The following is a 23,315-nucleotide window of genomic DNA, read 5'->3' as shown; positions in this document are numbered from 1 at the left end:
ATCACTTCTTCTTCGGCAGGCCGGGGAGGCCGCCTAATCCACCACCAAGACCGGGAAGCTTCGGTCTACCAAGGCCGGGGAAGCCACCGCCGGGCAGGCCCGGCAAACCGCCGCCCTTGGTCAAGCCGGCGGCTTCCGCCTGTTTGGCAAGCGCCTCAAGCTGCTTGGGGTCCATGTTCGAAAGGTCGGGCATCCCGCCTATCCCGCCCATGCCGCCGAGACCCATCTTGCCGGCGAGGCCGCCCATCATCTGTTTCATGATGCCGCCCTTGCCCTTGCCGCCCATGGCTTTCATCATGTCGGCCATCTGGCGATGCATCTTCAGCAGCTTGTTGATGTCTGCAGCGTTGGTGCCGGAGCCCTTGGCGATGCGCTGCTTGCGGCTGTGCTTCAGCATATCCGGATTGCCGCGCTCCGCCGCCGTCATCGAGCCGATGATGGCGAGCTGGCGCTTGAAGAGGGTGTCGTCGAGGCCGGCGGCGGCTACCTGATCCTTCATCTTGGCCATGCCGGGCATCATGCCCATGATGCCGCCCATGCCGCCAAGTTTCTGCATCTGACGCAGCTGGTCGGCAAGGTCGTTCAGATCGAACTTGCCCGACTGCATCTTCTTCGCCATCGCCGCCGCTTTTTCGGCGTCGATGTTTTCGGCAGCCTTCTCGACCAGCGAGACGATATCGCCCATGCCCAAGATGCGGTCGGCGATGCGGCGGGGATAGAATTCCTCCAGCGCATCCATCTTTTCGCCGGTGCCGATCAGCTTGATCGGCTTGCCGGTGACGGCGTGCATCGATAGAGCCGCGCCGCCGCGGCCATCGCCGTCCATGCGAGTGAGCACGATGCCCGTGATGCCGACGCGCTCGTCGAAGGAACGGGCGAGATTGACGGCGTCCTGTCCCGTCAGCGCGTCGGCGACGAGGAGAATCTCATGCGGATTGGCCTTTTTCCTGATGTCGGCCATCTCGACCATCAGAGGCTCGTCGATGTGCGTGCGGCCCGCCGTATCGAGAATGACTACGTCATGGCCGCCGAGCTTCGCGGCCTGTACAGCGCGCGCCGCGATTTCCACCGGTGACTGGCCCGCGATGATGGGCAGCGTGTCGACGCCGGTCTGGATGCCGAGCTGGCGAAGCTGCTCCTGCGCGGCGGGCCTGCGCGTATCGAGCGAGGCCATCAGGACTTTCTTCTTCTGGCGCTCGGTCAGCCGCCTGGCGATCTTGCCCGAGGTCGTCGTCTTGCCGGAACCCTGCAGGCCGACCATCATGATGACGACGGGGGCAGGAGCGTTCAAATCTATGGTGACGCCTTCGGCGCCGAGCATCTCGACCAGCTCGTCATGGACGATCTTGACGACCATCTGGCCGGGCTTGATCGACTTCAGGATCGCCGCGCCGACGGCCTTTTCGCGGACGCGGTCGGTGAAGGAACGCACCACGTCGAGCGCGACATCGGCCTCGATCAGCGCGCGGCGCACCTCGCGCAGCGCCGCCGCCACATCCTGCTCGGACAGGGCGCCGCGACCGGTGAGGCCGTTCAATATGCCGCCTAGGCGTTCCTGTAGCGTTTCAAACATCCGTTTTCCTTTTACCCGTGCGAGTTCTCGCACAAAGGTAGGCTATTCCCCGCCAAAGCCAAAGAGCTTGAACCGACGCAAAGCGGAACGACACCCGAGGGCGCATTGCGCTGTCGGGTGTGGACCTCCGGGATCTGTTTATACCAAATGGGTCCCGGTCGGCTGCTCGGAGACAAGGCTCGTCGCGGATTTCATGGCGCTTAAAGAGGAAAATCGGGCAAAAGTCAACCGTTTCCGACACGTAGCCCTAAAGCACCCGGGGCAGAAGTGTTGCGCGAAAACCGCGTGGCGTAACAAAAGCTGATGAGAAGAAGCAAGTTCAGCGGTGGGTGCTTTCTGTTCCTGCTTGGTTTGGGCAATTTCCTCGTGTATTGGCCGTTTTGGGCCGGGTAAAGGCAATAGAATCGATCATTGAGGAGAATGGAATGGCACGCTTGTTCCGCAAGGGCAGCATGAGCACATTTTGTGCGGCGGCATTGGCCGTCGTGTTTGCGCCGGTCGCCGCCGCTCAGGCCGCGCAATGCGGAAACACGGCCGCAGGCTACCCGGCCTGGGTGCAGGGTTTCAAACAGGAGGCCGCGGCGCAGGGCATCAGCAGCAAAGCGCTGAACGCGCTCGGCGGCACCCAGTACGCCACCAAGACGATCTACGCCGACCGCAACCAGAAGAGCTTCAAGCTTTCGCTCGACGATTTCATGAGGAAGCGCGGCGCCGAGACCATCATCAAGCGTGGCAAAGGCCTGAAGCAGCAGAACGCCGCGCTCTTCGCCAGCATCGAGAAGCGCTATGGCGTTCCTGCCGGGCCATTGATCGCCATCTGGGGCATGGAGACCGGCTTCGGCGCCTTCATGGGCAATCAGAATACGCTCTCCGCCGTTGCGACGCTCGCTTATGACTGCCGCCGTTCCGATTATTTCACCAACCAGCTCTATGCCGCGCTCAAGCTCATCGACAAGGGAGATTTGGCTCCGTCGGCGGTCGGCGCCGCGCATGGCGAGATCGGCCAGACGCAGTTCCTGCCGGCCAATGTGCTGAAATACGGCGTGGATGGCGACGGCAACGGACATATCGACATGGCCCGCTCCAAGGCGGATGCGCTTGCCTCCACCGCGAATTTCCTGCGGGGCCATGGCTGGCAGCCGGGCGCCGGCTATCAGCAGGGCGATGCCAATTTCGTCGCGCTTCAAGGCTGGAACGACGCCGGCGTCTACCAGAAGGCGATTGCGATTATTGGCAGCAAGATCGACGGGTAAGGGACCGACCCTTCATCCTCGTGGTTCGAGGCTCGCTTCGCTCGCGCCTCACCATGAGGATGAAGGAGCGCTGGCGTTCCAGTAGCCCTCATCCTGAGGTGCGGAGTGGAGCGAAGCGGAACAGAGCCTCGAAGGGCGAGGGCGCTTGGTGCTGATTATTCCGAAGACGGCCGGATAAAATCGCCCGTCTTGCGGTCCATGACCCACAATTCGCCGGTGGAGATATCGAACCAGGCGCCGTGAAGGGTGAGATGACCCTTCTTCTCTTGCGCGTCGATATAGGGGAAGCTGCGCAAATTGGCGATGGAGTAGCGGATCGAGATGCGCTCCAGCGCGGTCTGCCGTTCGCCCGAGGTCATCAGCGTATTGGCCGAAACGGCTTCCGCGGCGGGGGCCACGAGGCTCATCCACCGGCCGATGAAATCGCCGGGGGAAAGCGGGGCGCTTTCGGAATCGAGCGCCGCCTTGATGCCGCCGCAGCGGCCATGGCCGAGCACGACGATATGTTTGACGTGCAGGCTCTGCACGGCAAATTCGAGCGCGGCGGAGGTGGAGTGATATTCGCCGTCCGGCGCGTAGGGGGGCACCAGATTGGCCACATTGCGGAGCACGAAAATCTCACCGGGCCGAGTGTCAAAGATGATTTCCGGCGCCGAGCGCGAATCGCAGCAGGCGATCACCATCGTCTCCGGGGTCTGCCCGCCTTCGGCCAACTCCCGGTAACGCAAGGATTCATCCGTGAAACGCCCGGACATGAAGTTGCGGTAACCGGCAAGAAGCGTCTGGGGAAGACCGTTGCCGGAAAGATCATTGTCGGAAAGATCGTTCATAGCTCAGCCAATAACCCTCGGTTTGCGGAAGATCAAATCGTTTTAAGACTGCGCGACGCAATCAGGCTCGTAGTCCCTTGGTGGGGTGGACGAGACGACGCACCTGCACCATGGCCATTGGGGTGGAGAAACTGGAGGAATCCGCCTCCAGCATCAGTTCATCCGCGCCGCGCTTGGCCGCGCGCGCCATCACCTCGAAAACGGCCGCTGTTGTGGCCTGTAGTGCTTTCTCCAACGGAAGACCGGCCATGATGCGAGAGAGAAAGATGGCGGAGGTCAAGTCACCAAGGCCGTTGGTGGGGCCATCGACATGGCGATGCTCGGCCATCATCGCCAGGGTCGGGGTGAGCAGGAGATTGCCGGTGCTCCCCGTCATCATCGGCACGGCGGAGGTGACGAGCATGGTGGCGGGGCCGGTCTCGAGCGCCGCCTCCATGATGGTCTTGTTGTCCTCCAGCGGCACGCCGGTGAGCCAGGCGAGCTCGAACCGGTTGGGTGTCGCGATGTCGGCCAAAGGCAGGAGCTGGTCGCGAACGGCGCTTGCCGTGGCTTCGGAGACGTAAAGGCCTTCCTTATCGCCGATGACGGGATCGCAGAGATAAAGCGCGTTGGGGTTCTTCGTCTTGATGGTTTCGACAAGCCTCGCGATGCTTGCAGCTTGCGACGCCTGACCCAGGAAGCCGGTCAGAACGGCGCCGACTTCTCCCAGCCAGGGCGCACGCTCCAGATCAGCGATGAGATCGTCGAATTCCTGTTCCGATGGTATGATACGCTTGGCGGGACCGTGGCCCGGATGCCAAGGCAGGATCACCGTCGGCACGGCCCAGACGGGATGGCCCAGCGTTTCCAGCGCGAAGACGACGGCGCGGTTGCCGACCGAACCACGCACGACATGGCTGGATATGACGAGAACGGCGTTTCTATCAGACGCTTGCGAATTCTGCATCGCGATCATTGCTCATGGAATATCATTGTCCGCTTAAACTGACAGGTGGAGAGGATGTTCTCAAGTGGGTTTGCCGAGATAACTCAAAAGCCACAGGATCGCGGCGGCAACCAGAACCAGGCCGAGCACGCGCCCGATACGCGTTCCCCAAACTTCGATGGCATCCGCCTGGTCTGCATCGGCAGCGGAAAGGTGATTTTTCGCCCGTTCGAAGCCGCGCGCGACCATGCCGTGGTCGGGATCCGATTCGCGGTTTATCCTGTCGAGGATGCGGCGGGCTTCCGCCTGGCCTTCATCATTGTTCTTCTGTTCTTGCATCATTGCACTCTGCGGTTGTTTTATTCTGGGTTATACGGAAATTATTTGCTGTTTTCTTCTTTCTTCTTGAATGTGCTTACTCTCGTATTACCATGCCGGAATGGCACTATCATTTCATGCCACCGGATCAAAACGTCGAGAGCCGATATCAGGAGATACGCATGACAGCTGTTACCATTTCGCGGCCCTTTGGCCGTCGTCTTTTGTCCGCGCTTCTGCTGGCGGTGTTGACGCCGCTGCTCTCGGCGTGCGGCTTCAACACCATCCCGACCCAGGAAGAGCAGGTCAAGGCGGCATGGAGCCAGGTGCTGAACCAGTATCAGCGCCGTACGGACCTGATCCCCAATCTGGTGGCGACGGTGCAAGGCTACGCCACGCATGAACAGCAAACATTTACCGATGTAGTCAATGCCCGCGCCAAGGCAACGCAGGCGACGGTGCAACTGCCGCCCGATGCGCTCAATAATCCGCAGCTTTTCAAGGAATTCGAGCAGAACCAGGCCAATCTGACCGGCGCCCTGGGACGGCTTATGGCGATAGCGGAAAACTATCCCGACCTGAAAGCCAACCAGAACTTCCTGGCGCTGCAATCCCAGCTTGAAGGCACTGAAAACCGCATCGCGGTGGCGCGGCGCGATTATATCGAGGCGGTGCGGGTTTATAACACTTCGCTGCAAACCTTGCCGACGATGCTTTGGAAGCTGATCTGGTTCCACGACAACAAGCCTTTGCCGACCTTCTCGATCAGCGAACAGGCACAGCAGGCGCCTACGGTGAAATTCAACAACTGACGGGCGGAGCTGCCGTGATCGATCGGATGTGGCGCGATTTGCCATTTATACATGGCGCAGTTTGCCCCTCACCCTTACCCTCTCCCCGTGAAGAACGGGGAGAGGGGGGGGTAGGCGTTGACGCTTTTTCCTTCTCCCCGTATTTCACGGGGAGAAGGTGCCGGCAGGCGGATGAGGGGCATTTCCAGAGACCCGCACGATGGCTTCGTATGGTGATGGGCGCCGTGATGGCGCTTGTCGCCCTCACGGCCATCGCGGCGGCGGATGCGCCGCTGCCCGCGCTGACGGGGCAGGTGGTCGATGACGCCAACGTCATCGATCCGCAGACGCGGGCCGCGCTTGAGCAAAAGCTTGCCGATTTCGAGGCGAAAACCTCCGATCAGGTGGCCGTCGTCACCGTGCCGAGCCTTGATGGCGATGATATCGATGATTTCTCGAACCGGCTGTTTCGCAGCTGGGCGCTCGGGCAGAAGAAGGAAAATAACGGCATCCTCCTGGTGGTCGCGCCCAATGATCGCAAGGTGCGCATCGAAGTGGGCTACGGCCTGGAAGGCACGATGACGGACGCGCTTTCAAGCGTCATCATCCGCAATGGCATCGTCCCGGCCTTCCGGCAGGGCGACTATTCTGGCGGTATCTCCAAGGGGGTCGATGGCATATTGGCCGTGCTTGGCGGCGATGGCGCGGATATCAAGGCGCAAGCGCAACAAGACGCCCAGGCGCAATCTTCCGGCGGGGGGATCGACTGGGGTTCCATGATCTTCCTCGCCTTCTGGCTGTTCATTTTCTTCGGCGGACTCATTTCCTCACTGGTGGCGCGGCTCTTCGGGCGCAAGATCCCCCCGGGGCGCTACAGCGCCGCCCGCGGCGCGCTTACCGGGTTCGGCACCGGCCTGCTTCTGGGCGGGGGCGGCTTCGGTGGAGGCGGGTTCGGCGGCGGGGGAGGATTTGGCGGTGGCGGTTTCATGGGCGGCGGCGGCTCGTCCGGCGGCGGCGGCGCATCGGGAAGCTGGTAGGGGAGAACATACGTGCAGAAATACTTGAGCGCCGGCGATCGCGCCCGCATCGCGGAAACGATCCGCACCGCGGAAGAAAAGACCAGCGGTGAGATCTACGCCGTTTTGGCGCATCGCAGCGACGATTATTTCTTCGCCGCCGGGTTCGTTGCCGCTTGCGGTGTGATCATTGCCTCGATTATCGCTGCGTTTCTGGCGCATTGGTACTGGTTCGAGATTTCGCTGCCGCTCTTCGGGCTCGCGATTTTGCTGGCCTTCATCTGCGTCATCCTGGTGATCTGGCTCGTGCCTTCCATCCGCTTCGCGCTGGTGCCGCATCGCATCCGCTACCATCGCGCGCACCTCAACGCGATGCAGCAGTTCCTGGCGCGCAACATTCATGTCACGTCGAAACGCACCGGCGTTCTCCTGTTCGTCTCGTTGGCGGAGCGCTATGCCGAAGTTGTCGCGGATGCGGGCATCAATGCCAAGGTGCAGCAGAAGGACTGGAACGATATCGTCTCCATCCTGACCCAGCATGCCTCGCGCGAGGAAGTGGCGGACGGTTTCGTTGTCGGCATAGAAAAAGCCGGCAAGCTGCTAGCCCGGTATTTCCCGGCGAAGAGGGGGAACCCGAACGAGCTGGGCGATCATGTGGTGGAGTTGTGAGGGGGTAGAGCAGTTCGTGAACCGTTGTCGGGGTGGAAATGTTGAGGCATGGATTCCTGTGATAAGCACAGGAATGACGGAGTGGGGTGACGAAGTGGGTGATTTGTCTTTCCGAGAGGAGTTGCAGAGGTAGCTTTAGCCAACCTCGTCATTCCTGTGCTTGTCACAGGAATCCATGCCTCAACGCTTCCGAAGCCGCTACCTGCCACTCCATCTCTCGTGAGAAGACGTTTTTTCGTTCGCTTTCATCTTTTTCCGGCTCATTTTCTTGCTTTGTCACGCGAAGTTCACCGTTCGAAGGCAGTTATGGGTCGCCACGGCAAGCCAATCTGATAGGTTTGCGAGAAATTTCTTTCCCACGGGAGTATGGAAGTGTCAGCCAGGCAGCAAGAAGTCGGGGGAATCGCGGACAAGGGGAACGACAAGGAGGCGCTGAAAGAGTTCGCGACTCTTCTGTTCGAATGGGCGCCTCCGGAAGATCTTGCCGAGTACGATAGCGCCGCCCTCAATGAATCCACGCGTCTGGCATTTGCGGAACTTACCCAATTTCGCAAGGGCGATAGCATTGTTTCGGTCAGCAGCGCCAACAAAGTGCTTCGCGCCGGACGGCCGGTGACGATCGTTACGCTGGTCAATGACAACATGCCCTTCCTGCTCGATTCGGTTTTGGGAGAAATAGCTGAGCGGGTGAATGCGGTTTATATGGTGCTGCACCCGGTGCTCGATGTGACGCATGGCAAGGGCGGCATCAGTATACATGGCGAGGCGCCCGGTCCCGAACCGAAGGGTACGGATCGCGTCAGCGTCATCCAGATTCACCTGCCGGCGCTGGACCATGCTGTCGGTGAGGAACTTTCCGGCGCGCTCAAGACAGTGCTCGGTCAGGTGCGCGCCGCCGTTCGGGACTGGAAGCCGATGCTGGCGCGCCTCGACAAGGCGATCGAGGCATATAAGACCAATCCGCCGCCGGGAAAGAAGAAGAATGTGGCGGAGGCCATCGAATTCCTCGAATGGCTGCGCGACAACAATTTCACCTTCCTGGGCTTGCGCGAATATGATTACCGGCGCAAGGGCAAGAAGCGCGAGCTCGTCCATGCCGACAAGCCGCAGCTGGGAATCTTGAGCGATCCCTCCGTGCGCGTCCTGCGCCGCCACGGCGCGGGCACGACGGCGACGAGCGAGACGTTTGCGTTTCTCGACGGGCCGGAAGCCGTTATCGTAACCAAGGCGAATACGCGCGCGCGCGTGCACCGGCGCGGGTATCTCGATTATGTTGGGGTCAAGCTGTTCGACAAGTCCGGTGACGTCACCGGCGAATTGCGGTTCGTCGGCCTTTTCACCTCCACTGCCTATACGCGCTCGGTCATGAAGATCCCCTATCTGCGTCCCAAGGTGGATGCGGTCATCAAGCGGCTGGGGTTCAATCCGCAGGACCATTCCGGCAAGGCGCTGATCAACGTGCTGGAGGATTATCCGCGCGACGAACTGTTTCAGGTCGATATCGAAACGCTGGAGGCCAATGCGGAACGCATTCTGGCGCTGGGCGAGCGGCCACGCATACGGGTCCTTCCGCGCATCGATCCATTCGGGCGTTTCGTCTCGGTTTTGGTTTATGTGCCGCGCGATCGCTACGATTCGATCGTGCGTGAGAAGGTCCGTCAATATCTCCTGCGCGTCTATGACGGGCAGGGTGTCGACTACCACCCGTCCTTTCCCGAAGGGTCACTGGCGCGCATCCACTTCATCGTCTGGCGTGACGACGGCGCTACGCCTGAGGTGACGCGCGAAGCACTGGAAGCGGAAATCCGCGCGATCGTGCGCACGTGGGAAGACGCGGTGCAGGAAGCAGCGGAATCATTCGAGGGGCCTGCCATCCCCGGCGGAGCCAGCATCGTGGCGCTGGCCTCCGGTTTTCCCGATTCCTATCGCGACAGTTTCAGGCCAGAGGAGGCGCTGGTCGATGCCGGGCGTATCGCGACGCTTTCACCGGAAAATCCGCTTTACGTGGATTTCTACAAGCACCCCGGCGATGGGCCGGACACGGTATCGCTGAAGATTTATCATTATGGCGCGGCGTTGGCACTTTCGCAGCGCGTGCCGCTTCTTGAGAACATGGGCTTCCGGGTAATCAGTGAGCAGACGTTCGATCTTCCCGGCCATCTGTCCGGCGCGGATGGGGGCAGGGTGCATGTGCATGACATGCAACTCGTCAACGCCTTTTCGGTCCCGGTCGATCTGCGCGACGACGGCGCTCTTCTGGAGGAGGCCTTCCGCGCCATATGGAACGAGACCGTCGATGACGATGGTTACAACGCGCTGGTACAAACAGCGCGGCTGTCAGTTCGCGAAATCATGATCTTGCGCGCCTATGGCCGTTACCTTCGGCAGGCCGGCATCGCCTATCCGCAAGAGTTCATTGCCGCCGCGCTCAATCGCTATCCGGCAATCGCTCGCAATCTTCACAACCTCTTCGATCTGAGGTTCAATCCGGCGCGCGCGGGCGAGGACAAGAAGGCGGACGCGGAAAAGAAGTTCCGCGACGAGATCGATCTGGAGCTGCAATCGGTTCCGAGCCTTGACGACGACCAGATCGTGCGCCGCTTCCTCAATCTCATCGAGGCGACGCTGCGCACCAATGTCTTCATGCCGGCGGCGGATGGTTCACCGCGTACAACGCTCGCCTTCAAGCTCGATCCGCATCAAATAGACGGATTGCCGGACCCGCGTCCATGGCGCGAGATATTCGTCTATGGGCCTGATGTGGAGGGCGTGCATCTGCGCTTCGGTCCGGTGGCGCGCGGCGGCATTCGCTGGTCGGATCGCCCGCAGGATTATCGCACCGAGGTTCTGGGCCTCGTCAAGGCGCAGCAGGTGAAGAACGCGGTGATCGTACCTGTTGGAGCCAAGGGCGGGTTTTATCCCAAGCGGTTGCCGGCCGGCGACCGCAACGCAATCTTCGAGGCGGGAAGGCAGGCCTATATCATTTTCATTTCGACGCTACTCTCCATCACCGATAATATCATCGATGGACGCGTAACGCATCCGCATGACGTCGTTCGGCACGATGGGGACGATCCCTATTTCGTCGTCGCCGCCGACAAGGGCACCGCGACCTTCTCGGATACGGCGAACGCCATCAGCCAGGCGGATGATTTCTGGCTTGACGATGCCTTCGCCTCGGGCGGGTCGGCGGGTTACGATCATAAAAAGATGGGCATCACCGCGCGCGGCGCTTGGGAAGCGGTGAAGCGGCATTTCCGCGAGATGGACACCGATATCCAGACGACGCCTTTCACTGTCGTCGGCGTCGGCGACATGTCGGGCGATGTGTTCGGCAACGGGATGCTGCTTTCCCCGCAAACCAAGCTCATCGCCGCTTTCGACCATCGCGATATCTTTATCGATCCGACCCCCAATGCGGAAACATCGATCGCCGAGCGTCAGCGGCTGTTCGATCTGCCGCGTTCGAGCTGGCAGGATTACGACCGCTCGAAAATTTCCGAGGGCGGCGGCGTCTATTCGCGTACCCTGAAAACAATCACGCTGTCGCCGCAGGCGGCGCAGGCCATCGGCATCGCCAAGACGGATGTCACGCCGCTGGAACTGATCAACGCGATCCTGAAAGCGCCGGTCGATCTCCTCTGGTTCGGCGGTATCGGCACCTATATTCGTGCCAGCACGGAGAGCGATGCACAGGCGGGGGACCGCGCCAATGACGCAATCCGCATAACGGGGAGCGAGGTGCGCGCCAAGGTTCTCGGCGAGGGCGCCAATCTGGCGGTCACTCAGCGCGGGCGTATCGAGTTCAGCCTGCTCGGTGGCCATTGCAATACCGACGCCATCGACAATTCGGCTGGGGTCAACACGTCCGACGTCGAGGTGAATATCAAGATCGCGCTGGCGGCGGCGATGCGTTCGGGCAGGCTGGAGCGTCCGGCGCGCAACAAGCTTCTCGCGGCTATGACAGATGAGGTGGCGGCGCTGGTGCTGCGCAACAATTATCTGCAAACGCTGGCGATCTCGCTTAGCGAACGGCGCGGGCTGGCGGACCTGCCCTACCAGGCGCGGTTCATGAAGGATACGGAAAGGCAGAAACTGCTCGATCGCCGGATCGAATATTTGCCCGATGATCATGCCTTGGCTGAGCGAGAAGCGCGCGGGGAACCGCTCACACGGCCGGAACTGGCAGTGCTGCTCGCCTATGCCAAGCTGGTGCTGGTGCAGCAGATCGTGGACAGCGACCTGCCGGATGAGCCCTATTTCGAGCCGGAACTGTTCGGCTATTTTCCGAAACGGATGGTAAAGCCCTATGCGGCGGAGATTGCCGGCCACCGGCTGAAACGGGATATCATCGCCACGCTTCTGGGCAATGATGCGATCAATCGCGGCGGTCCCACATTCGTCAGCCGGTTGCAGGACATGACCGGCAAGACGCCTGCTGAAATTATCCGCGCCTATGTGGCTGTGCGTGACGGTTTCGAGCTGGGCGGTCTCTATGACGCCATCGACGCGCTCGATAATCAGGTGCCCGGCACGGTGCAGAATGAGTTCTATGCACAGGTTTCGCGTATGCTGCACCGAACGACCGCCTGGGTTCTGCGCAACCATAATTCCAGCGCCTCGCTCGGCGAATTCGTGGAGGCGATCCGCAATGCTCGCCGCGCGATCGAGCCGCGCCTGGGCAAGCTGCTGCCTGAGTTCATGGCTGGTGTCGTCTCAGATGATGCTGCGAGTTTGGAGGGGAAGGGCGCATCCGAGGCGCTCGCAACGCGGCTTGCCCGGTTGCAGATCGCGTCCGTCGTACCTGACATCGCACTTATCGCGCATCGGGCGAACTCGGATCTCATTGCGGCTGCCAAGGCCTATTTCACTATCACCGAGGCTTTCCGCATCGGACGGGTGGAAGAGGCGGCGCGGGCTATTCACGTTACCGATTATTATGACGGCATGGCGCTGGCACGCGCCAACGACACCATCGCCGAAGCCACGCGGGCAATCGCGGTGGCGGCGCTTAATCGTTTCGGGGGTGAGAAGAACCCGGCGGCGGCATGGCTGACAAGCGGAAATGCCCAGGTGGACGCAACGCGGCAGCGCATGACGGCACTGGTGGAAGGCGGAGACCTGACTGTTTCGCGGCTTGCGGTTGCGGCGGGGTTGATGTCTGATCTGGTGGGGTAGGGCTGAAATTGCCCCTCACCCTTACCCTCTCCCCGTGAAGAACGGGGAGAGGGAGGCATTGACGATACCGCCTCCTTCATGTTCCCCTGCACCTGGCAGAAAAATAGAGCGGGACTTTTATGTCCCCCTCTCCCCGCTGGCGGGGAGAGGGTAAGGGTGAGGGGCATTCCAGGTGGCAATCACCGAAACAATACCCGCGCGCGCGGACCAGCGCGGCATATGGGGCTGGATGCTGTTCGACTGGGCGGCGCAGCCCTTTTTCACCGTCGTCACGACATTCATCTTCGGCCCTTATTTCATTTCCCGGATGGCCGCCGATCCGGCGGTGGGGCAGGCCGCATGGGGATATGCGGTCGCGCTTGGGGGACTGGTCATCGCCGTGCTCTCGCCGGTTCTGGGATCGATTGCCGACCAGACCGGCGCACGCAAGCCGTGGATTGCCTTCTTCTCTGCAATCCAGATCGTCAGCCTCATGCTCCTGTGGTTTGCCGCGCCCGGCTCCAGCCTGTTCTGGGTGCTGATCGCTTTTTCCTGCGCCTCGGTCGCGGCGGAATTTTCCATCGTCTTCAACGATTCCATGATGCCGCGGCTCGTCTCGAAAGACGAGGTCGGGCGGATCTCCAATATCGCCTGGGGGCTCGGCTATCTCGGCGGCATGATCGTGCTGATCTTCATCGTCACGTGCCTCGCCGCCTCGCCGCAGACGGGCAAGACGATCATCGGGATTGAGCCGCTGTTCGGGCTCGATCCCGCGAAGGGCGAGGATGCGCGGGCGGCGGGGCCGATTTCGGCGCTGTGGTATCTCGTCTTCATCCTGCCGATGTTCCTGTTCACGCCGGATGAGAAGAGGCGGTTGTCGCTTGGGCTTGCGGTGAAACGGGGTTTGAGCGAACTCAAGGAAACGCTCGGCGAGGTACGGCAGCGGGCCAATATATTCCGGTTTCTCATCGCCCGGATGATCTATCAGGACGGCGTCAATGCGCTGCTGGCGCTCGGCGGCGGGTTTGCGGCGGCGATGTTCGGCTGGTCGATCACCGAGATCGGGCTGTTCGGCATCATCCTCAACGTGGTGGCGATCTTCGGGTGCCTCGCGGCGAGCCGGATAGACGTCGCCTTAGGCTCGAAAGCGGTGGTGATGCTGTCGCTCGTGCTGCTTCTTCTGGCCACCATCGGCATCGTTTCCACCGGGCGCGACTATACGCTGTTCGGACTTTTACGCCTTTCCGGCGAGGATCACGGCGGCTTGTTCGCCACCGCCGCGGAGCGGGCCTACCTGGTGTTCGGCGTCTTTATCGGCATCGCGTTTGGTCCTGTGCAGGCCTCGTCGCGCTCCTATCTGGCACGCAGCGTCAGCGCCAAGGAAGCGGGCCGCTATTTCGGCATTTACGCGCTTGCGGGTCGGGCAACGAGCTTCCTCGGGCCATTTCTCGTCGCAAGCGTGACGGCCTTGAGCGGCTCGCCGCGCCTCGGAATGGCGGTGCTGGTCGTGTTTTTTGTTGCGGGATTGGTGATGCTTGCGGGGACGCCGTATCCGGCGGTGGAGAGAAGTGAGGTACCCCCCTCTGCCCTGCCGGGCATCTCCCCCTCAAGGGGGGAGATTGGCTGACACAATCCTCGGCCTTCATTCTGCAACGTCTGCGATTGGTGCCGAACGTTGATGAAGGCATAATCTCCCCCCTTGAGGGGGAGATGGCTGGCAGGCCAGAGGGGGGTACTGTCCCATCGGCATTTCAATTTTGCTTAATGCCTAAAATGCCTCATCCCGGTAAAGACCATGGCAATGCCATGCTCATCGGCAGCGGCGATCACCTCCTCGTCGCGCATCGAGCCGCCCGGCTGGATGACCGCCGTCGCTCCGGCCTCGATGGCTGAGATGAGGCCGTCGGCGAAGGGGAAGAAGGCGTCGGAGGCGACGACCGAGCCCTTGGTCAGCGGTTCGGAAATGCCTGCGGCTTCTGCGGCATCCTCCGCTTTGCGCGCGGCGATGCGTGAGGAGTCCACCCGGCTCATCTGGCCCGCGCCGATGCCGACGGTGGAGCCGTCCTTGACATAGACGATGGCGTTCGACTTCACATGCTTGGCGACGAGGAAGGCGAATTTCAGGTCGGCCATTTCCTTGTCCGTCGGCGCGCGCTTCGTCACCACCTTCAAATGGCGATCATCGATGACACCGTTGTCGCGGGTTTGCATGAGAAAGCCGCCGGCCACGGTCTTGACGGCGAAGCCCGGCTCGCGCGGGTCGGGCAGGCCGCCCGTCACCAGCAGGCGCAAATTCTTCTTGGCGGCGACGATGGCCTTGGCTTCCTCCGTCGCATCCGGCGCGATGATGACCTCGGTAAAGACCTTGACGATTTCTTCCGCCGCTTCCGCGTCGAGCGTGCGGTTCAGCGCGACGATGCCGCCGAAGGCGGAGACGGGATCGCAGGCGAGCGCGTTCAGATACGCGTCCTTCAGCGTCTCGCCTTCCGCCACGCCGCAGGGGTTGGCGTGCTTGATGATGGCGACTGCGGCGGTGCGGGCCGGATCAAATTCAGCCACCAGTTCGAAGGCAGCGTCGGTATCGTTGATATTGTTATAGGAAAGCTGCTTGCCCTGAAGCTGCGTCGCGGTGGCGACGCCAGGGCGCTTCTCGCCTGTCAGATACAGGCCAGCCAACTGATGCGGATTTTCGCCATAGCGCATTTCCTGATGGAGCTTGCCGATGACGGCGCGCCAGGCGGGCGCTGCCAGCGACGTCTCACGGGTAAACCATTTCGCGATGGCGGTATCGTAGGCGGAGGTGCGGGCGAAAGCTTCGGCCGCCAGCTTCTGGCGGAAGGCGTAAGGAAGCGAGCCCTGATGAGTATCGAGCTCGGCCAGAACCTTCGCATAATCGCCGGGATCGGTGACGATGGCGACATAGGCGTGGTTCTTGGCGGCGGCGCGGATCATCGCCGGGCCGCCGATATCGATGTTCTCGACAATGGTGGAATAGTCGGCGCCCTGCTCGCGCACCTCCTCAAACGGATAGAGGTTGATGACGACCAGATCGATGCCGCCGATGCCATGGGCCTCCATCGCGGCGGCGTGCTCGGGGTCGTCGCGCACCGCCAGCAAGCCGCCATGGACGGCGGGATGCAGGGTCTTGACGCGGCCATCCATGATTTCGGGGAAGCCGGTGATATCGGAGACATCGCGCACCTTTATTCCCTCAGCCGCAATCGCCTTCGCGGTGCCGCCAGTGGAGATGATCTCGATGCCGTGCTTCTCCAGCGATCGCGCGAAGTCGATCAGGCCGGTCTTGTCGGAGACGGACAGAAGCGCGCGGCGCACGGGACGCATATCGGGGGCGGGGATATTCTTGGAGGTGACAGCCATGGAACAGGTCTCTACGTCGAGGGAATGGGGATAGGCGGCGGGTTAGCACAGGCGGCCATGGAATCCTATCCTCTTGCTGCCGGCTTGACACTGTTTGCTCTCGTCCTCGCACTTTTTGCCCGAGTGAAGAGAACAACAGGCACCGTTCAAACGTAGCTGCCCAGCGCGATGCGGGTGAAGCGCCAGTTGACCTCGGGGAGTTCCGATGCCGGGAATGAGAGAACGATCTGCTTCGTTCTCACCGGGCCGCGGAAGCCGGCGAAGAAGATTGAATCGTCGAGTTCCGGCGCAACCTCGACGGTGGAAAACGCCCACGTATCATCGCGTTCGGCGCGCATGATCAGGAGGCCATCCTCATCGACCGAGATATCCACCGTGGGGTGAATATGAAACCGGATGGTAATGTTGTCGCGACCGTTGGCACGGGGGGGCTTGTCGCCCGCGCTCACGAAACGGTCGCGGCCTTCGATGACGCTGCCATTATGCGAGAGCACGATGGAGCGTTCATGATAAATGCCGAACAGCCTGGCATAGCCATCGTGCCGGGCGATGAAGCCCTGTTGGTCCATGCCTTCGATGCGCTTGATCGGCACCTTTGTCGGGCCGGCGATGATCGGCGTGCCCAGCATGTTGGAAAGGCCGCTGCTGAGGCTGAACCGGCATGACGACGTGTCGTTGACGGTCGCGGTGGAATGGGCGGCGGTGGAGCGTCCGAGCGGGCGGAATTCAGGTGGGCCATACCGGTCGATGCCGGCATTGATGATATAGCGCTGCCGGCCCGATGACATCTCGAAGGCGAGGCAGCCGGCATGGGCATCGCGCGAGGCGGTGACGGGCGGGGGCAGGCCGGTGTCGGCAATGACGGTTGTGGAACCCATGGAAAGCCGCTCATAGCCCGAATGCGGCGCATGGGCGAGCGGCGAGCCCGCCGTCTCGTCATGGCGGAGCACGGCGATGATGCGCTCAGGCAATGTCGGGCCGACGCCGTTGAAAAGCGCCAGGCTGCCATCGTGATGGCGGAAGAAACGCAGCGCCGGCAACATGCGTTCGACCGCTTCGATGAGCGCCTTCGGGGGTGCCTCGGCGCCGTTGGCATAGGTCTGGCGCAGAGGCAGCAGGTCGGCCAGCAGTTCCAGGAGGGTCATTGGATTGCGCGAGATGTGGCCGCCATCAGGCAGGATCTGGCGGATCAGCTCGTGCTCCAGATGTCGCCGCGCGGCACGGGCGGTCGCGGGGGAAACGGGAAGTGCAAGCGAGGCGAAGGCGAGCGCGATGCGCGCCCGGAGTTTTTCCTCGCCATCATCCATGACTGCCGCCACGGTTCTGAGATAACGGACCTGTACGGCGAGCGAGCGCATGAATTTGCGGTAGGCGGGAAGTTCCGCCCCGGCAAGGATGAGATTGGAATGCTGCAGCCAGGCGATGATCCGCTGGGCGGTGATATCGGGCGCCCAGGGAGCGCCCCCCATGCGCCGGCCATGCAGCGCGATCCAGTCATCGACGAGGGCGCGGGCATTGACCGTTGCAAGCTCGTTGTTGGCCGCGCGCAAGTGGCGCAGCCAGCTGAAATTATGCAGCGCCGTTTCCCACGCGACCGTTGGCGGCTCAATAGCGAAAGGCGAGCGGCCGCCGGTTTCGACCGTGCGACCGGCCAGCGAGAAGCGGCCGTGGTAGAATTCCTGGGCGATCTGGGGATCGGCGATGCGCAAATCCGGCGGGGCTATCAGCACGCGCTCCGGCGTGAAGCCGGTGAAACGCCAGCGGAAGAGCGGACCCATGCGGACGCGCCGGCGCATGCGCCGCCACATTTGCGCGGCAGCCAGCCCCCAGAGATGCGGCGTTTCGCTGAGCGCGACCGTCACGCGTTTGTTCTCCTTGTCCCCCGCGGCGGGGTGTGTTGCTTTTTGCAATTTATGTTTCACTAATAGTAAAGCTTTTGTTAACCATACGTTATGAAAGGATTTAGTTCGAGAAAATAAAGCAATCGAATCCAATAGTTATAGAGCAATACGGCGAAATCTCGCCGCGAAGAAGCCATCCATTCCGGAAAGCCTGATATCGGCATTAGGGAAATCCGCAGGGGTTGACCGCAGATAGCCTTCCGGCGTCACCAATCCTGCCAAGCCTGGAAACTCCTCCTGCGATATAGGATATGCTTCCAGCAAGGGGTTGTCGAGCGCCTGCCTCGCCACCGCTTCGCCTTCCGATGGATCGAGCGAGCAGTTGGAAAAGACGATGATGCCGCCCGGCTTTACCAGTTCAACGGTGCGAGCCAGCAATTGCGCCTGAAGCGTTGCGAGCTTGGCGATATCATCAGGCGATTTCGTCCATGGCACGTCGGGGTGACGGCGCACCGTGCCGGTGGAGGAGCATGGCGCGTCGAGCAGCACGGCGTCGAATTTTTCCTCCGGCTGGTATTGCGCCAGATTGGCCTCGACCGTCTGCGCCTGCAGCTTCAGCCTCTCCAGATTGCCGCGCAGGCGGGCGAGGCGGCTGGCGGAGATATCGATGGCGGTCACATCCGCTCCGGCAAGGGCAAGCTGCGCCGTCTTGCCGCCCGGCGCGGCGCAGAGATCGGCAACGCGTTTGCCGCTGATATCGCCGAAAAGACGGGCGGGCAGGCTGGCGGCGGCGTCCTGCACCCACCACTCACCGTCGGCAAATCCGGGAAGCTCGGGCAGGGCAGTTTCAAGCTTGGCGAGCCGTACCGTACCGTTCGGCATGACGATGCCGCCGAGGCGTTCGGCCCAGCCTTGCGGGTCGCTCTTTACTGTCAGATCGAGCGACGGCTCCACAGCTTGGATCGCCAGGATGGCGGCGGCTTTTTCCGTGCCATAGGCTTTCACGAGGCTTTGCGCAAACCATGCGGGCGCGTTGGGAGCCGGGGTGGAAAGCGTGTCCTTGTCGCGGGAGAGACGGCGCAGAATCGCGTTGACCAGCCCGGCGTACCGGCGGTTACGCGGATCGTCATTGGCGGCGGTCACGGCCAGATCGACGGCGGAATGGTCGGGGATATCGAGATAGAGAATCTGCGCGGCGGCGATATGGAGGAGCGTCTTCAGCGCCACCGCGTTTTCCGGCAGCGGCCTGTCGAGCAATTGCATCAGCAGCGCATCGATGGTGCCGCGATTGCGCAAGGCTGCGCCAAGAATGGCGCGCACCAGCGAACGGTCGCGATCATCGAGCGCCATATAGTGGGGATGGCCGTGCTGATTGTCAGTCAGCCCATCGAGCGAGGTTTTCTTCTCGATGACGGCGCCAAGCAGCCTTGCGGCGCATTGGCGCGCGGCGAGGCCTGGACGGTCAGCGGCTTTCGGGGGATTTTGTCTTTTCACATGCTTTTTCGGATGGGAAGCGGCCCCGCCGCCGGTCACGACCAAGGGCCTTTCGGCGGCTGGGCATCGTGATCGTCGCCATAGGTTCCCCAAGGCTGGAGGGGCGTCTGTTGGCCATCGCCCCAAGGTGAGCGGGGCGTTGGGGCAGGGGATATAGTGGCGTCGGGCATATAATTGCTGCTTCCTGTTTCACCGGCCATCGCCTGCAGGGCGGCGATGCGGTTCTGTGTGTCGGGGTGGGTCGAGAACAGATTGTCCGCGCCGCGCCCGCTCAGGGGATTGATGATGAACATATGCGCGGTGGCGGGATTGTGTTCCGCCTCCTCGTTGACGATATCATGGCCGCTGGCGATCTTGCGCAGCGCCGAGGCGAGCCAGAGCGGGTTGCCGCAGATTTCCGCGCCGCGCCGGTCGGCGGAGTACTCCCGGGTACGGCTGATCGCCATCTGCACGAGCATGGCCGCAAGCGGCGCGACAATCATGGCAACGAGCACGCCGACGAAACCCAGCGGATTGTTGTTGTCGCGGTTGCCGCCGAAGAAGAAGGCGAAATTGCCGAGCATGGAAATCGCGCCGGCGAGCGTCGCTGTTATCGTCATGGTCAGCGTGTCGCGGTTCTGGACGTGGGCCAACTCATGGGCCATCACGCCGGCGAGTTCCTGCGGGCTGAGGCGCTGGAGCAGGCCGGTCGTCGCCGCTACGGCGGCGTTCTCCGGGTTGCGCCCGGTGGCAAACGCGTTGGGCTGCGGATTGTCGATGACGTAGACCTTGGGCATCGGCAGGCGCGCGCGCTGGGCAAGCTCCTTGACGATGCGGTAATATTCCGGCGCGGTGCGCTCGTCGGCTTGCCTAGCGCTATACATGCGCAGCACTACCTTGTCGGAGTTCCAGTAGCTGAAAATGTTCATCGCCGCGGCGATGACAAATGCGATCATCATACCGCTCGTGCCGCCGATAAGGTAGCCGAGGCCCATGAACATCGCCGTCATAAAGGCGATCAGCATGGCAGTGCGCATCGTGTTCATTCTACAGTCTCCGTCGCGAAGCAGGCCAGTTTGCCTCGAAATTCCGTTCTGCCTATATGATGGTATCGAGGCCGCCAAGCTTCAATGCATTCGAAGGATCAAGGTATGAGCGAGAAAAAGGATATTCCACCCGCGGCTGAGCGGGCGCTGAAGGAAGCGGAGGAACGCCGGCGTGAGGAGGCGGCCGAAAAGCCGGAACCGCGCGAGATCGGCGGGCGCGGGGGGAAGGACCCGGCGCGGTTTGGCGATTGGGAGATTAAAGGCAGGGCGATTGATTTTTAAGCGGCGTTGTCCATCCGCTCTTTAAAGTTTTCATTTTTAGATGGAAATGTTGGCGAGGCAGTACCCCCCTCTGCCCTGCCGGGCATCTCCCCCTCAAGGGGGGAGATTACGCCTTCATAGACGCCCGGCACCAATCGCCGACGTTACAGAATAAATGCTGCGACTCATGTCAGCCAATCTCCCCCCTTGAGGGGGAGATGCCTGGCAAGGCAGAGGGGGTATATAGCGAAGCCATTAAAACAGGAGCCGCTTTAAGCGGCTTCCGCCGGTATGACTTCAGCAGCAATCTGCTCGCCGATTTCGCGCTCGGCGACAGCCAGTTCATAGGCTGTCTGCATGTTGAGCCAGAACTGGGCGCTGTTGCCGAAATAGCGAGCGAGGCGCAGGGCTGTTTCCGGAGAAATGCCGCGCTTTCCGTTGATGATACTGACGATCCGGCTCGAAGGCAGGCGCAGGGCCAGTGCCAGCTTGTTGGCGGACATTTCCCGCGCTTCAAGCTCTTCCTTCAACATCTCTCCGGGATGAACTGCAAGCATGGCTCTATCCTCTCAATGGCCTTTTTTGCTTATTGCCTGTTCTGCCTGTTCGCGATCAGCCCATCCACCACGCCGGGGTCGGCAAGCGTCGAGGTATCGCCGAGCGAGCCGAAATCGTCTTCCGCGATCTTGCGCAGGATGCGGCGCATGATCTTGCCGGAGCGGGTCTTTGGCAGACCGGGCGCGAACTGGATCTTGTCCGGCGTGGCGATGGGGCCGATTTCCTTGCGCACATGGGTGACCAGTTCCTTGCGCAACTCGTCGCTTTCCTCCGTGCCGGCCATCAGCGTGACATAGCAGTAGATGCCCTGCCCCTTGAGGTTGTGGGGATAGCCGACGACGGCGGCCTCTGAGACGAAATGGTGTGAGACCAGCGCCGATTCCACTTCCGCCGTGCCGAGCCGGTGGCCGGACACGTTGAGAACGTCATCGACGCGTCCGGTGATCCAGTAATAGCCGTCCTCATCGCGGCGGCAGCCGTCGCCGGTGAAATATTTGCCCTTGTATGTCGAGAAATAGGTCTCGATGAAGCGCTGGTGGTCGCCATAGACGGTGCGCATCTGGCCCGGCCAGCTATCGGCGATGCAGAGATTGCCGTCCGCCGCGCCTTCCAGCACCTTGCCCTCCTGATCGACCAGCTGCGGCTGGACGCCGAAGAAGGGTCTTGTCGCTGAGCCGGGCTTCAGCTTCGTTGCGCCAGGGAGCGGGGTGATCATGATGCCGCCGGTTTCCGTCTGCCACCAGGTATCGACGATGGGGCAGCGATTATCGCCGACGACGTGATAATACCATTCCCACGCTTCCGGATTGATCGGCTCGCCGACGGAGCCGAGCAGGCGCAGGCTTTGCCGCGAGGAGCGCGTGACGAAATCGTCGCCCGCGCCCATCAGCGCGCGGATCGCCGTCGGGGCGGTATAGAAGATGTTGACCTTGTGCTTGTCGATCACCTCCCAGAAACGGCCGTAATCGGGATGGTTCGGCACGCCTTCGAACATCAGCGTGGTCGCGCCATTGGCGAGCGGGCCGTAGAGGATATAGGAGTGGCCCGTCACCCAGCCGACATCGGCGGTGCACCAGTAGATATCGCCGTCGTGGTAATCGAAAACGTATTGATGCGTCATCGAGGCATAGACGAGATAGCCGCCTGACGTGTGCAGCACGCCCTTGGGCTTGCCGGTGGAGCCTGATGTGTAAAGGATGAACAGCGGGTCTTCAGCATTCATCGGAGTGGGGGCGCATTCCGGTTCAGCCGCCTCGGTTTCCTTGTGGTACCAGAGGTCGCGGCCCGGCACCCAGCCGATCTTGCCGCCGGTGCGGCGCACGACCAGCACGTTTTTGACGTCCAGCTCCTGCTTCGCCGCGATTTCGATCGCCGTATCGGTGTTGGCTTTCAGCGGAATCGGCTTGCCGCCGCGCACGCCCTCATCGGCGGTGATGACGAAGGTCGACTGGCAATCGACGAGACGACCGGCCAGGGCATCCGGCGAGAAGCCGCCGAAAACGACCGAATGGATGGCGCCGATGCGCGCGCAGGCGAGCATCGCATAGGCGGCTTCGGGGATCATCGGCATATAGATGGTGACGCGATCGCCCTTTTTGACGCCGTGCTTTTTCAGCACATTGGCGAGGCGGCAGACCTCAGCGTAGAGTTCGCGGTAAGTGATCTTCTTGTCGAAATAGGGATTGTCGCCCTCCCAGATGATCGCCACCTGATCGCCGCGCTTCTCCAGATGGCGGTCGATGCAATTATAGGAGACGTTGGTCTCGCCATCCTCGAACCATTTGATGGAGACATCGCCGGTGAAGGAGGTGTTCTTCACTTTGGTGAAGGGCTTGGACCAATCGATGCGCTTGCCATGTCTGGCCCAGAATTCCTCCGGGTTCTCGACGCTTTCGCGATACCATTCTTGATACGTCGCGTCATCGATGAGCGTATTCGCCTTCGCGTCCGGCAGGACGGGGTAGATTTTTTCCGACATGATTCCTCCGCTTGGGCTGGAATGTCTCCTCGTCCAGCCTTTTGAACCTTTCTAGCAAGTGCGCGGGCGCTTCGCAAATTAGACGAAGGGTTGGGAGTACTTAGCGGTTCATATGGGAATGGAAAACACCAATGTTCTGGAACGCCCCTCACCCTTGCCCTCTCCCCGTGAAATACGGGGAGAGGGGGCGTCAACGTTGCCACTGCTTTCTTCCTCCCCCCCCCCCGCCGGGCAGGAAGAAAAGGTGA

17 protein-coding genes are annotated in these 23,315 nt (G+C 61.6%); 7 read left to right on the top strand and 10 right to left on the bottom strand.

Annotated features, from left to right (window positions below):
- Position 1: 1 nt before the first annotated feature.
- Entirely contained in the window at positions 2-1,573 is a 1,572-nt protein-coding gene (ffh, locus tag C7477_RS09360; RefSeq protein ID WP_110751406.1) for a signal recognition particle protein, read from the bottom strand.
- A gap of 452 nt (positions 1,574-2,025) precedes the next feature.
- On the opposite strand from ffh, the gene C7477_RS09355 reads away from it, so the two are divergent.
- Entirely contained in the window at positions 2,026-2,826 is an 801-nt protein-coding gene (locus C7477_RS09355; protein WP_110751559.1) for a lytic murein transglycosylase, read from the top strand.
- A 155-nt stretch (positions 2,827-2,981) separates the two neighbouring features.
- Here C7477_RS09355 and C7477_RS09350 read toward each other — a convergent pair whose 3' ends face one another.
- From C7477_RS09350 to C7477_RS09340, 3 genes are all read right to left on the bottom strand, one after another.
- Complete coding sequence (locus tag C7477_RS09350; RefSeq protein WP_110751404.1) at positions 2,982-3,656, bottom strand: carbonic anhydrase; 675 nt, start codon at positions 3,654-3,656, stop codon at positions 2,982-2,984.
- 61 nt (positions 3,657-3,717) lie between these two features.
- Positions 3,718-4,602, bottom strand: a complete 885-nt coding sequence (gene pdxY, locus C7477_RS09345) for a pyridoxal kinase PdxY (protein ID WP_110751557.1) — start codon at positions 4,600-4,602, stop codon at positions 3,718-3,720.
- Between the two features lie 60 nt (positions 4,603-4,662).
- Positions 4,663-4,923: a hypothetical protein gene (locus tag C7477_RS09340; RefSeq protein WP_110751402.1), complete on the bottom strand. Its 261-nt coding sequence runs from the start codon at positions 4,921-4,923 to the stop codon at positions 4,663-4,665.
- Between the two features lie 158 nt (positions 4,924-5,081).
- Here C7477_RS09340 and C7477_RS09335 point away from each other — a divergent pair, with 158 nt between their 5' ends.
- From C7477_RS09335 to C7477_RS09310, 5 genes are all read left to right on the top strand, one after another.
- Positions 5,082-5,711, top strand: coding sequence for a LemA family protein (locus tag C7477_RS09335; protein ID WP_110751555.1), 630 nt, complete (start codon positions 5,082-5,084; stop codon positions 5,709-5,711).
- A gap of 209 nt (positions 5,712-5,920) precedes the next feature.
- Positions 5,921-6,727 (top strand): TPM domain-containing protein, encoded by an 807-nt coding sequence (locus C7477_RS09325; RefSeq protein WP_110751398.1) that lies wholly within the window; start codon positions 5,921-5,923, stop codon positions 6,725-6,727.
- 12 nt (positions 6,728-6,739) lie between these two features.
- Complete coding sequence (locus C7477_RS09320) at positions 6,740-7,375, top strand: TPM domain-containing protein (RefSeq protein WP_110751396.1); 636 nt, start codon at positions 6,740-6,742, stop codon at positions 7,373-7,375.
- A gap of 366 nt (positions 7,376-7,741) precedes the next feature.
- The gene (locus C7477_RS09315) at positions 7,742-12,553 is read left to right on the top strand and encodes an NAD-glutamate dehydrogenase (RefSeq protein WP_110751394.1); all 4,812 of its coding nucleotides are present in this window, start codon (positions 7,742-7,744) and stop codon (positions 12,551-12,553) included.
- 229 nt (positions 12,554-12,782) lie between these two features.
- Complete coding sequence (locus C7477_RS09310; protein WP_110751553.1) at positions 12,783-14,159, top strand: MFS transporter; 1,377 nt, start codon at positions 12,783-12,785, stop codon at positions 14,157-14,159.
- Positions 14,160-14,293: 134 nt separating this feature from the next.
- Here the strand turns inward: C7477_RS09310 and purH are convergent, their stop codons facing one another.
- From purH to htpX, 4 genes are all read right to left on the bottom strand, one after another.
- A complete protein-coding gene (purH, locus tag C7477_RS09300; RefSeq protein WP_110751392.1) occupies positions 14,294-15,910 on the bottom strand; it encodes a bifunctional phosphoribosylaminoimidazolecarboxamide formyltransferase/IMP cyclohydrolase in 1,617 nt (538 codons plus the stop codon).
- 146 nt (positions 15,911-16,056) lie between these two features.
- On the bottom strand, positions 16,057-17,772 hold the full coding sequence (locus C7477_RS09295) for a heparinase II/III family protein (protein WP_110751390.1): 1,716 nt from the start codon (positions 17,770-17,772) through the stop codon (positions 16,057-16,059).
- A 135-nt stretch (positions 17,773-17,907) separates the two neighbouring features.
- A complete protein-coding gene (locus tag C7477_RS09290) occupies positions 17,908-19,290 on the bottom strand; it encodes an RsmB/NOP family class I SAM-dependent RNA methyltransferase (RefSeq protein ID WP_425373544.1) in 1,383 nt (460 codons plus the stop codon).
- Entirely contained in the window at positions 19,281-20,270 is a 990-nt protein-coding gene (htpX, locus tag C7477_RS09285) for a zinc metalloprotease HtpX (protein WP_110751388.1), read from the bottom strand. Before htpX ends, C7477_RS09290 begins: the two co-directional genes overlap by 10 nt.
- An 84-nt stretch (positions 20,271-20,354) precedes the next feature.
- On the opposite strand from htpX, the gene C7477_RS09280 reads away from it, so the two are divergent.
- Positions 20,355-20,552, top strand: a complete 198-nt coding sequence (locus C7477_RS09280; RefSeq protein ID WP_110751386.1) for a DUF1674 domain-containing protein — start codon at positions 20,355-20,357, stop codon at positions 20,550-20,552.
- 251 nt (positions 20,553-20,803) lie between these two features.
- On the opposite strand, the gene C7477_RS09270 is transcribed toward C7477_RS09280, so the two are convergent.
- Positions 20,804-21,088, bottom strand: a complete 285-nt coding sequence (locus C7477_RS09270) for a HigA family addiction module antitoxin (protein ID WP_110751384.1) — start codon at positions 21,086-21,088, stop codon at positions 20,804-20,806.
- Positions 21,089-21,117: 29 nt separating this feature from the next.
- Positions 21,118-23,067, bottom strand: a complete 1,950-nt coding sequence (gene acs, locus C7477_RS09265) for an acetate--CoA ligase (RefSeq protein ID WP_110751382.1) — start codon at positions 23,065-23,067, stop codon at positions 21,118-21,120.
- Positions 23,068-23,315 lie beyond the last annotated feature (248 nt).

The sequence above is a fragment of the Paramesorhizobium leguminum genome (assembly GCF_003217235.1).
Lineage (GTDB): Bacteria > Pseudomonadota > Alphaproteobacteria > Rhizobiales > Rhizobiaceae > Paramesorhizobium > Paramesorhizobium leguminum.
Note: the sequence above shows the minus strand (reverse complement) of the source record. Positions and strands in the feature narration are given on the sequence as shown.